The sequence below is a fragment of the Vreelandella aquamarina genome, from assembly GCF_044805175.1.
Lineage (GTDB): Bacteria > Pseudomonadota > Gammaproteobacteria > Pseudomonadales > Halomonadaceae > Vreelandella > Vreelandella aquamarina_B.
In genome coordinates this window covers 1,319,142-1,330,695 of sequence record NZ_CP085232.1, presented here as the reverse complement: position 1 = coordinate 1,330,695, position 11,554 = coordinate 1,319,142, and the positions used below count along the sequence as shown (strand labels likewise).

Here is an 11,554-nt window from a genome sequence, read left to right as displayed (position 1 = left end):
CGCTTAAGCGTCCATCGCGGTGCGCATTTCTGCTAGCACGGTTTTCAACTGCCCGGCGATTGTTTCGGGCGCATCAACGCTACTGGCAATACGGTTCACCAATGCGCTGCCTACAATGACGCCGTCGGCGACTTTTGCCACTTCGGCAGCCGTCACGCCATCGCGAATACCAAAACCAACGCACAGCGGCAGTTCGGTCATCTCCCGCAATGGTGCAAGGTGCTCAGCAACATCCTGGGCGTTCAGTGTTGCTGCACCGGTAACGCCTTTCAGCGAAACATAATAAAGATAGCCCTCACCGTGGGCGCATATTGTAGCGGCACGGGCATGGGAAGTGGTAGGCGCAACCAGGAAAATCGCGGCCAAGTCACGCGCTTTCAGCAGCGGACCGAACTCTTCGGCCTCTTCTGGGGGCATATCCACCACCAGCACGCCGTCCACACCAACGCTAGCCGCTTTTTCGGCAAACGTTTCGTAGCCAATGCGCTCGATGGGGTTCAGATACCCCATCAACACAACCGGGGTTGTGGTGTCGGTTTGGCGAAAATCCGCCACCATCTCCAGTAGATCCACCAAACGGGTGCCCTGCTTCAGCGCCCGTTCGCAGGCTTTCTGGATCACCGGGCCATCGGCCATGGGGTCCGAAAACGGCACGCCAAGCTCGATCACATCCGCACCCGCTTCCACCAGAGCATGCATAAAGCCCACGGTGTACTGCGGCGCCGGGTCGCCCGCGGTGATATAGGGAATCAGGGCTTTACGACCCTGCTGCTTTAACTCTGAAAAACGCTGGTCAATACGGTTCATGCTAGCCCTTAAAACTCAATGCCGTCGATTTTCGCAACGGTCATGATATCTTTATCACCACGACCCGAGAGGTTCACCACGATATGCTGATCTGGGCGCATGGTGGGTGCCAGCACCTTGGCGTGGGCCAACGCATGGGCCGACTCCAGTGCGGGCATAATGCCCTCCATGTGGGTCAGCTCACGGAAGGCTTCCAGCACCTCTTTATCGTTCGCTGCTACGTAGTTAACCCGACCCACATCTTTCCATAGCGCGTGCTCAGGGCCTACGCCTGGGTAATCCAGCCCAGCGGAGATAGAGTGGGTATCCGATACCTGCCCCGCTTCGTCCGACATTAAGTAAGTGCGGTTGCCATGCAGTACGCCACGGGGAGCATTGGATGCTAGTGGCGCGGCATGACGGCCGGTTTCAACGCCATCGCCACCCGCTTCAACGCCGTACATAGCAACGGCGTCGTCTTCTACAAACGGGTAGAAAAGCCCCAGCGCGTTGGAACCGCCGCCCACACAGGCCACCAGCGCATCAGGCAAGCGGCCGATCTGCTCCAGCGACTGGCGACGAGCTTCACGGCCTACTACGGCATTGAAGTCGCGCACTAACTGCGGGTAGGGGTGCGGCCCCGCCACGGTACCGATGATATAGAAGGTGTTATCAACGTTCGTGACCCAATCGCGCAGCGCTTCGTTCATCGCGTCTTTTAGCGTCCGCGTGCCGGACTCCACTGGAATCACCCGAGCACCCAGTAGGCGCATTCGGTAAACGTTGAGCTTTTGGCGCTGGACGTCCTCCGCCCCCATGTAGACATCGCACTCAAGCCCCAAACGGGCGGCCACAGTGGCCGTGGCAACGCCATGCTGGCCGGCGCCGGTTTCAGCAATCACCCGCGGCTTGCCGGTCTTTTTCGCTAACAGCGCCTGCCCAATGGTGTTATTTACCTTATGGGCGCCAGTGTGGTTTAAGTCTTCGCGCTTGAGCCAGATTTGCGCGCCGCCTAGCGATTGTGACCAGCGCTGGGCATGGTAAAGCGGTGACGGACGGCCCACGTAGTGAGCAAGATCACGATCAAATTCAGCCTGGAAGTCGGGGTCATCACGCAGGCTATAGTAAGTCTGCTCCAACTCTTCCAGGGCAAAACTCAGAGTTTCTGACACAAACCGGCCGCCGTAGGGGCCAAAATGACCGCGGGCATCCGGCATTCGGGTCAGGTCGCTGAACTTGGTTTCAGTTGCTGAGACAGTCACAGGCATACCTCACAAGATCGCCAGAAAGGCAAAATGGATAAACAAAAATTAAGCGTGCCCACCTACCGGTATGGCCACGCAATATAACGGGGTGCACACAAGCCAAGGCGCTTAACGCCGATCCGCCTGCGCCACATGACGAACAAAAGCGGCCATTAATCCGGCCTCTTTAATACCGGGGGATGCCTCAATACCGCCTGACACATCAACGGCATACGGCGCCACTTGATCCACCGCAGCAGCGATATTACTGGCTGTTAGCCCACCCGCGAGGATAACAGGTTTTTCAAGGGTTGCGGGGATTCTAGACCAATCGAAGGTCTCGCCAGTTCCCCCTGGCAAGCCGGGACGATAGGCATCCAACAGCAGTGCCTGGGCGGCGGCGTACTGTTGTGCAGCTTTATGTAGATCAAGATCATCGCGCATGCGCAGCGCTTTGATCCAGGGACGGTCGAATTGCTGGCAAAACGCCGGTGACTCATCACCGTGAAACTGGATAAGATCCAGATGCGGCAAGCACTGCTCAATCAGTTCAGCAGGCTGGTTCACAAATAACCCAACGCGAGTCACAAACGCGGGCACCTGTGCGGCAAGTACCTGAAGTGCCCCCGGCGTAATGCTGCGGCTACTTTTCGGCCACATCACAAAGCCCAACGCATCGACCCCCAGCGCAACCGCCTGGGTAATATCTTCAGGGCGGGTTAGCCCGCAAAACTTGATGCGCGTGCGCGCCTTTACTTGGCTCATGAAGAGGTCTCCTGCTGCTCGGGGGTGGCTTGCTTGGAGAACGTTAGCTGCCGCCTTGCCGCCACCCGTGGGCTATCGGGTAACTCGCGCTCGCCTGTCCACTCCCCCGTAAAGGCAAGCAGATTTGGGCCTAGCGGCTCTTTGGGGAGAGCGAAACGCTCGTCGTAAATGGAGTCAACAAAGTGCAAGCCACAGGCCGGTGCGGTGACATCTCCTGCACGGCGGTTTTTCAACGCTAGCAAGCGCTCAATATACCCCTCATCCTGCACGCCACGCCCAACGCTCGCCAAAGCACCCGCAATGTTGCGAATCATATGGTGCAAAAAAGCATTGCCTTGGATATCAATCACCACCAGCGGGCCGTAGCGCTTTACTTCGACAAAGTGCATCTGACGCCAGGGAGTTTTCGACTGGCAGCCCGCTGCTCGGAAGCTGCTGAAGTCGTGCTCGCCAACCAGCGCTTGGGCGGCACGGTGCATAGCCTCCGCATCCAGCGGGTCGCGACACCAGGTCACGTTCGCGCGCTCTAACACGGGGCGACTAATCTGGTTCAGAAAAATATAGCGATAGCGTCGCGCCAGCGCCCCCAAGCGGGAGTGGAAGTCGTCAGATACCGGCTTTACCCAGCGCACGGCCGCGTCTCTGGGCAAATTGGCATTCGCACCGAAGATCCAGGCCTTTTCGGTGCGCTGTACCGGCGGGTCGAAATGGATCACCTGGCGGGTAGCATGGACGCCCGAATCCGTGCGCCCGCTGGCGTGGATTCGCACCGGCGCACCGGCCACCTTGGCTAACGCATCCTCGATGGCCTGCTGTACGGAGGCCGCGTGCTTTAAACGCTGGAAGCCGCAAAAGCGTGAGCCATCGTATTCAATGCCCATCGCCAAGCGGCCAACCAGCGGTTGTGTCTCATCAAAGTGGTAGAACAGCGTCATCAAGCCACGTCATTTGGAGAAGGTTAAAGGTTAGCTATTATCCCGACGTCGCGGCTCGAATGCCACCTCTTCAATTTCCCACTCCTCTTCCGGCACTCGGCGCGGTCGTGATGTCCTGGCGCTTTTGCTCTCAGCAGCACTTTCGCTTGCTGCGTCTTCGTCTGTAGTGCCGAAGTCATTGGTTAAAGAGGGCGGATGGTAGTCAATATAGTGTGCACGATACGCCTCATCTTCCGCGACGGCCGGCAGCGGCTCTTCAGCTTCGGAAATATGCGCTTGCGAGGCTGGCTCCTCTACCGGCTCCGGCGTTTCTAGGAAGGCAGCTCTCAGAGCCGCTTCCTCCTCTTCTGGAGGGGAAGCCGCCTCATCAGTAGCGGCAGTATCTGCAGTGCCTGCTTTCCCTTCCCCCGACGCTTCATCCTGCATATCCCAGGCCGTACCGTTTTTATGGTCAGTACCAGCAGCCGACTGAGGTCCAGGTGCTTCCGCCTCCTCAACCAGACTAAACTGTGTATCACGGTGGGGCTCATCATGGCGACTTGCCAGCGGCTCCTTTGCCATGAAGTCGCCGGCCTCATCATAGCTCTCCGGCTCTTTATTGTAGACACCAGCGGTTGGCGGCGCTTGCCGTGGCCTATCTTCTTCGGCAGCGGCAGCTTCGCTAAGAGGTACTTCGCCAAGAGGTACGCCGCTCTCCCCCGCAGTTGCGGCAGACACGCTTGGCTCTGGCCGCTGGGGAGGTGGCGTCTCAAAGCCCGCAGAGGACGACACGTCCTCCCACTGGCGCTCACGCCGCTTGCGGGACCATACCAGCCCCCCCAATAGTAGCGCCAGGGCAACGCTCGCCAGCGGCCACTGATAGGCTTCCAGGCGCTCTACCAAGCTAGGGGACGATGAGGTGTTAACAGCAGTGTTAGCCGGCGCAACGTCATTGGTCTGCAATGGTTCGGCAGCCGCCAGCGCACGCTGGGCCTCCCGCTGGGAGGCATGTAGTGCTTCGGTTAGCGATGCCACTTCTTGACGCAGCGCCGCCATGTCAGCGCGCATCTGCTCACGCTCTTCCAACACTATTTGCAGCATGGCCTGGCTTTCCTGAAGCTGCTCAGCTAGGTCACTTAGCGTCAGCCCAGCGAGTTCATTCTCTTGCACCATACCTTCTGGAGCGACATCTGCGGATGGTGTCTGGCTAGGTGCTGCCTCGCTATCTGAGCCATCTGAGCCAGCTGACTGCTCAGCCTCCTCGTCAGCTGTCTGGGCTTCATTCACAGAAGAAGCCACGCTCGAAGGCTGTCGCATAGCTTGAACTGCCTGGGCAGCCTGAGTTGGCGTCAGGGCCATCACTTTCTCGTGACTGGGTACACGCAAGGTTTGCCCCGCTTGCATATCATCCACATCACCCGTTGGGAACGCAGCCGGGTTAGCCTCTACCAACGCCATCATCATTTGCTGAACGCTCACATCAGCGGGCTTGATCCGCTCGGCAACACTCCATAGCGTATCGCCGCTGGCAATATAAGTAATATGTCGCTCAGGCACGGGCTGTGGTAAAGCAGATTGCGCCACTGAAGGTGTATCAGACACAGTAGCGTCAGCATTGGCTGCATAATTCGGCGGGTCAAACAGTAGCATAAGAGCTTCTGTATGCTGCCCTTCAGGCGTGGTAATAGTGATTAATAGATCCAGCCATGGCTCGTTCACCGCTTGGTCAGAACGGAGTACCAGCCGTGCCCCAGAAGGCAGCCGTTGAAGTTCGGTACGTACGCTGGCAGCGAGCGGCGTCCACTCCAAGCCTAGAGCACTGAAAGCGGATTGATCGGCAATCTCCACACGCACCTCTTCCAGCGGCACATCGGCGGCATCGACGAGTGGCACGCTGGCATCTAGCGGTGATTGCAGCGGTGAGTTAACGGTGGCTTGACCAAGCCCCACGGCTAAGGCCAACGGGCTAACGGCACTCAACGGTAGCCACAATAACCATGCCAGCTTTTTTTTCATGTAGGCCCCTTACTGCCTGCGATTCACTGCCACGATGCAACACCTGCATTCTGTTGCGACGAGATAAGCTAATTAGTTCTTATCATAGCGTATTTATTAAGTCGTTATGTGTAACGCATACCTTTGCATGACGTTATGGCTGAGAAACATACAGCTTAGCAACACTTAATGTACAAAAATCAAATTAGAAACATAAGTCATGGCAAAAAAAGTGGGAAGCTGCGAACAGCTTCCCACTTTTTATCTAGCGCTTATATCTAACGCTCATATGCAGCAATGCTGCGGGCTCTTACTGCTCGCGCAGAATTTTCAGCATCCGCTTAAGCGGTTCGGCGGCGCCCCACAGCAGCTGGTCGCCTACGCTGAAGGCGGAGAGATACTCACCGCCCATCTTCAGCTTACGCAGGCGGCCTACCGGCACTTGCAGCGTGCCAGTGGCAGCCGCTGGCGTCAAACCGGCAATAGTGGCGTCTTTTTCGTTGGGGATCAGCTTGACCCACTCGTTATGCTTGGCGATGCGCTCTTCGATCTCATCCAGCGGCACATCCTGCTTCAGCTTGATGGTAAACGCTTGGCTGTGGGAGCGCATGGCACCGATACGCACGCAGAGACCATCAATGGGAATCGGATTATTCTCAAGCCCCAGAATCTTGTTGGTCTCGACGCTACCCTTCCACTCTTCGCGGCTCTGGCCGCTATCGAGTTTGGTGTCGATCCACGGCAGCAGGCTGCCCGCCAGCGGTGCGGCGAAGTTATCGGTGGGGAAGTCGCTACCGCGCATGGCAGCGGTCACTTTGCGGTCGATCTCCAGAATCGCGCTAGCCGGATCGGCTAGTTCGCTGGAAACGCTGTCGCGCAGTTGGCCCATCTGGTTCAGCAGCTCGCGCATATGCTTAGCACCGGAGCCGGACGCTGCCTGGTAGGTCATGGAGGTCATCCACTCAACCATATCGGCTTCAAACAGGCCACCTAAGCCCATCAGCATCAAGCTAACGGTGCAGTTGCCGCCCACGAAGGTTTTAGCCCCTTTGGCGAGCTGGGCATCGATTACCTTGCGGTTAACTGGGTCTAGAACGATGGTTGCTTCATCTTCCATACGCAGCGTGCTGGCGGCGTCAATCCAGTAGCCTTTCCAACCGTCGTTACGCAGGTCGCCGTAGACTTTCTTGGTGTAGTCACCACCCTGGCAGGTGATGATCACATCTAGGGCTTTGAGATCATCTAGTGCAAACGCATCTTTCAGCGGAGGCACGTCCACGCCGATGTCGGGACCAGGCTGGCCAACTTGAGAAGTGGTGAAAAAGATCGGCTCAATGCCGTTAAAATCACCATCTTCCTGCATGCGCTGCATCAGCACCGAGCCAACCATACCACGCCATCCCACGAAACCGACTTTCAACATGTGAAGTCCTCCAGCTAAGAATGAGATAAGTATTATACACAAATATTAGACGCGACGTCGGCCACCCCTTAGGGCAGCCGACAAGTGTTGCTTAACCAAGCGCTGAATCGAAACAACTAGTTAGCAATCTTTCTTTAAGATTGATAGTTATTAAACGCCGCCAGAACCGCATCGCCCATCTCAACCGTCGAGACACGGCGCGTGCCTTCAGAAGCGATATCCGCAGTACGCAGGCCGTCATCCAGCACGCGGCCCACAGCGGCTTCGATACGCTCGGCCATCGCCGTTTCATTAAGCGAATAGCGTAGCATCATGGCAACGGAGAGCATCATGGCCAGCGGGTTAGCGATGTTTTGGCCAGCGATATCCGGCGCGCTGCCGTGGCAAGGTTCATACATGCCCTGCCCGCTCTCGTTGAGCGATGCAGAAGGCAGCATACCGATAGAGCCAGTGAGCATGGCGGCGGCATCAGAGAGAATGTCGCCAAACATGTTGCCGGTCACCACCACATCGAACTGCTTCGGTGCACGCACTAACTGCATGGCGGCGTTATCCACGTACATGTGAGAAAGCTCAACGTCTGGATACTCCGGCGCTAGGCGCTCCATCACTTCACGCCACAGAATGGTGACTTCCAGCACGTTGGCTTTATCCACTGAGCAGAGCTTTTTGCCCCGCTTCTGGGCCATCTCAAAGGCGACGCGGCCGATGCGCTCGATTTCGCTCTCGGAGTAGACGTAGGTGTTAAAACCGACGCGCTCACCGTTGCGCTCTTCGATACCGCGCGGCTGACCGAAGTAAATGCCGCCGGTGAGTTCACGCACGATCATGATATCCAGGCCAGCCACTAGTTCAGGCTTCAGACTGGAAGCGCTAGCCAGCTGCGGGTAGAGCATGGCGGGGCGCAAGTTGCCGAACAGGCCGAGATTCTTACGCAGCCCCAGCAGGCCTTTTTCCGGGCGCTTGGAGAGGTCTTCGAGTTTATCCCACTTGGGGCCACCCACCGCGCCCAGCAGAATGGCGCTGGCGGCTTTGGCTTTTTCCAGGGTTTCAGCGGGCAGCGGCTCGCCGTGAACATCGTAGGCGGAGCCGCCCACCAAGCCCTCTTCTACTTCGATATCCAAGCCCGCCTCTTGGCAGGCTTTTAACAAACGCGCCGCCTGGGCCGCGATTTCCGGGCCAATACCATCGCCGGGCAGCAGTAACACTTTATGAGTCATGCTCAATCCTTAGCATTGATAACTGAATACTTACGCGGGCTGGCGGAACAGCCACGGGCGCTGCTGACGGTGCTTCTCTTCAAAGCTGCGAATGGCATCCTCGTCTTGCAGGGTGATGCCGATATCGTCCAGGCCGTTGAGCAGGCAGTGCTTGCGGAACTCGTCTACCTCAAACTCCAGGATCTCGCCGCTGGGAGTAATTACCCGCTGATGCTCAAGATCCACATCAAGCTGGTAGCCTTCGTTGGCGTCCACTTCCGCAAACAGGCGGTCTACTTCCTCTTCCGCCAAGGTGATCAGCAGAATGCCGTTTTTAAACGCGTTGTTGTAGAAAATATCGGCAAAGCTGGGGGCAATCACCACCTTAAAGCCGAAATCCTCCAGCGCCCAGGGGGCGTGCTCACGGGAACTACCGCAGCCGAAGTTACGGCGCGCCAGCAGCACCTCGGCACCCTGGTAGCGCGGTTGGTTCAACACGAAATCAGGGTTCAGCGGGCGCTGGGAGCAGTCCTGGCCCGGCTGGCCTTCATCCAAGTAGCGCAGCTCGTCAAACAGGTTGACGCCAAAGCCAGTGCGCTTGATGGACTTCAAAAACTGTTTCGGAATGATCAAGTCGGTGTCGACGTTAGCACGATCCAACGGCGCGACCACGCCTTCAAAACGTTCGAACTTTTTCATGGCTTAGGCCTCCTGCGCGTGGGTGGCGTCGTTAGCGGGTAAGGTGCGTACATCAACAAAGTGGCCGGCAATAGCTGCTGCTGCCGCCATAGCGGGGCTTACCAAGTGGGTACGACCGCCGTAGCCTTGGCGGCCCTCGAAGTTCCGGTTAGAGGTAGAGGCACAATGCTCGCCTGCGCCCAGCTTATCGGCGTTCATGGCCAAACACATGGAGCAGCCCGGCTCGCGCCACTCGAAGCCTGCTTCGATGAAAATTTTATCCAGGCCTTCCGCCTCGGCTTGACGTTTCACCAAGCCGGAGCCAGGCACCACCATGGCCAGCTTGATAGAATCGGCCACCTTGTTGCCCTTCGCTACTTTCGCCGCTTCACGCAGGTCTTCGATACGCGAGTTGGTGCAGGAGCCGATAAAGACTTTATCCAGTTTGATATCGGTGATCTTCTGATTCGCCTGCAGGCCCATGTACTCCAACGCGCGGGCGTGGCTACGCTGAACGGTTTCATCCAGGGCCGCTTTCGGGTCGGGCACTTGGCCTGAAATGCCGGTGACCATTTCAGGGCTGGTACCCCAGCTCACCTGTGGCTCGATCTCTTCCGCTTTTAGCGTGACCACTTTATCGAAGTGGGCATCCGCATCCGATACCAGGTTGCGCCAATCCGCCACCGCGGCTTCCCACTGCGCTTCTGTTGGCGCAAAGGGGCGCTTGGCGAGGTAATCGATAGTGGTGTCGTCCACCGCGATCAGGCCCACGCGAGCGCCCGCTTCAATGGCCATGTTGCACACCGTCATGCGGCCTTCCATAGAGAGCGACTCAATGGCGCTACCCGCGAATTCGATGGCGTAACCCGTGCCGCCTGCGGTGCCGATCTTACCGATGATCGCCAAGACTACGTCTTTTGCGGTGACGCCCAGGCCCAGCTCGCCTTCGACGCGCACCTGCATGTTCTTCATTTTCTGCGCCAGCAGGCACTGGGTGGCCAATACGTGTTCCACTTCGGAGGTGCCGATACCGTGAGCCAGCGCACCAAACGCGCCGTGGGTGGCGGTGTGGGAGTCGCCGCATACCACGGTCATGCCTGGCAGGGTAGCGCCTTGCTCAGGGCCCACCACGTGCACGATACCCTGGCGCGGGTCGTTGATCTTGAACTCTTCGATGCCGTACTCGACGCAGTTATCGTCAAGGGTTTGCACCTGGATGAGCGACACCGGATCTTTAATACCACTATTGCCCTCGGCACGTTCTTTCACCGTGGTGGGTACGTTGTGGTCAGGCGTGGCCAGGTTGGCATCTAAACGCCAGGGCTTACGGTTCGCCAAACGCAGGCCTTCAAACGCCTGGGGCGAGGTTACTTCGTGGAGCAGTTGGCGGTCGATGTAAATAAGCGCCGTGCCGTCATCGCGCTGCTTCACCAAGTGCTGGTTCCAGAGTTTGTCGTAAAGCGTTTGACCTGACATATGGCTCTCCCGGGCGGTGCCCTGCTAGTTCGTTATCGCAGCCTCTATGTGCTGCTTAAATTGCTATGCAAAAGAGTGTTACGCGACTCGCGCATAAAAGCAATTCATGTTATTCATACTTTAGATTCCAAATAGGAATAGCTACCCAGGGAGCCTCTGTGGATACCCAAAGCCTGCAAGCCTTTCTCGCCGTAGCGGAAACCAAAAGCTTCTCCCGCGCCGCCGAGCAGCTCCACCTTACCCAACCTGCCGTCAGTAAACGGATTGCCACGCTGGAGGATTTGCTTGGCACACGGCTGTTTGACCGTATTGGAAGGCGCATCGCGCTAACTGAGGCAGGCAACGTGCTGCTGCCCAAAGCTCAGCGCATTCTACTTACCGTGGAAGACAGCCGCCGGGCGCTGGCCAATCTCTCTGGCCAAGTGGGCGGCACACTAACCCTGGCCACCAGCCACCATATTGGTTTGCACCGGCTGCCGCCGCTATTGAAGCAGTACACCCAGCGCCATCCAGAAGTCGCGCTCGACCTGCACTTTTTAGATTCCGAATTGGCTTATCAGGGCGTAATGGATGGCACTCTGGAAATGGCCATCGTAACGCTCGCCCCCCACCCCGTTGAGCAGCTGCAGGTAGTGGAACTATGGCAGGACCGGCTCTGCTTTGTCTGCGCTACCGATCACCCGCTGGCCAAGCGCACCCGCCGCCACCGCGCACCGCTCAGCCTGGCCGAGCTGTGCGATTTCAACTGCGTCTTGCCGGGGGCGAAAACCTTTACCCGCACGCTGATTGGCCAGCGCTTTGAGGAAGCGGGCCTTACCTTGCCCGTGAGTATGTCAACTAACTACCTGGAAACGCTCAAGATGATGTGCAGCGTTGGGCTAGGCTGGAGCCTGCTACCCGAAAAAATGATAGATAGCGAACTTGTCGAGCTACCGGTGGACACCGCACCTATCCACCGGCCATTGGGCTATTTGGTACACCACAACCGCACCCTCTCTAATGCTGCCCGCAAAATGATTGAGCAATTAGAAGCAGACCGCGAAACATAAAGTTACAAAAACAGCTGATTTTAAA

10 protein-coding genes are annotated in these 11,554 nt (G+C 57.6%); 1 reads left to right on the top strand and 9 read right to left on the bottom strand.

Annotated elements, in window-relative coordinates:
- Positions 1-3 precede the first annotated feature (3 nt).
- The 9 genes from trpA to leuC form a co-directional block, all read right to left on the bottom strand.
- A complete protein-coding gene (trpA, locus tag LG300_RS06205) occupies positions 4-807 on the bottom strand; it encodes a tryptophan synthase subunit alpha (RefSeq protein WP_404377531.1) in 804 nt (267 codons plus the stop codon).
- An 8-nt stretch (positions 808-815) separates the two neighbouring features.
- Positions 816-2,054 carry a tryptophan synthase subunit beta gene (gene trpB / locus LG300_RS06200; RefSeq protein WP_404377530.1) on the bottom strand — a complete coding sequence of 413 codons (1,239 nt, stop codon included), beginning with the start codon at positions 2,052-2,054 and terminating at the stop codon, positions 816-818.
- Between the two features lie 105 nt (positions 2,055-2,159).
- Positions 2,160-2,795 (bottom strand): phosphoribosylanthranilate isomerase, encoded by a 636-nt coding sequence (locus tag LG300_RS06195; protein ID WP_404377529.1) that lies wholly within the window; start codon positions 2,793-2,795, stop codon positions 2,160-2,162.
- Entirely contained in the window at positions 2,792-3,730 is a 939-nt protein-coding gene (gene truA, locus LG300_RS06190) for a tRNA pseudouridine(38-40) synthase TruA (protein ID WP_404377527.1), read from the bottom strand. The genes LG300_RS06195 and truA overlap by 4 nt, the downstream gene beginning before the upstream one ends.
- A 30-nt stretch (positions 3,731-3,760) precedes the next feature.
- Entirely contained in the window at positions 3,761-5,725 is a 1,965-nt protein-coding gene (locus tag LG300_RS06185) for a FimV family protein (RefSeq protein WP_404377525.1), read from the bottom strand.
- 289 nt (positions 5,726-6,014) lie between these two features.
- On the bottom strand, positions 6,015-7,127 hold the full coding sequence (asd, locus tag LG300_RS06180) for an aspartate-semialdehyde dehydrogenase (RefSeq protein WP_404377524.1): 1,113 nt from the start codon (positions 7,125-7,127) through the stop codon (positions 6,015-6,017).
- A 134-nt stretch (positions 7,128-7,261) separates the two neighbouring features.
- Positions 7,262-8,347: a 3-isopropylmalate dehydrogenase gene (leuB, locus tag LG300_RS06175; RefSeq protein WP_404377523.1), complete on the bottom strand. Its 1,086-nt coding sequence runs from the start codon at positions 8,345-8,347 to the stop codon at positions 7,262-7,264.
- 30 nt (positions 8,348-8,377) lie between these two features.
- Positions 8,378-9,025, bottom strand: coding sequence for a 3-isopropylmalate dehydratase small subunit (gene leuD, locus LG300_RS06170; RefSeq protein WP_404377522.1), 648 nt, complete (start codon positions 9,023-9,025; stop codon positions 8,378-8,380).
- A gap of 3 nt (positions 9,026-9,028) precedes the next feature.
- Positions 9,029-10,480 carry a 3-isopropylmalate dehydratase large subunit gene (leuC, locus tag LG300_RS06165; protein WP_404377521.1) on the bottom strand — a complete coding sequence of 484 codons (1,452 nt, stop codon included), beginning with the start codon at positions 10,478-10,480 and terminating at the stop codon, positions 9,029-9,031.
- Between the two features lie 158 nt (positions 10,481-10,638).
- Here leuC and LG300_RS06160 point away from each other — a divergent pair, with 158 nt between their 5' ends.
- A complete protein-coding gene (locus LG300_RS06160; RefSeq protein ID WP_404377520.1) occupies positions 10,639-11,529 on the top strand; it encodes a LysR family transcriptional regulator in 891 nt (296 codons plus the stop codon).
- The last annotated feature ends 25 nt before the right edge of the window (positions 11,530-11,554 follow it).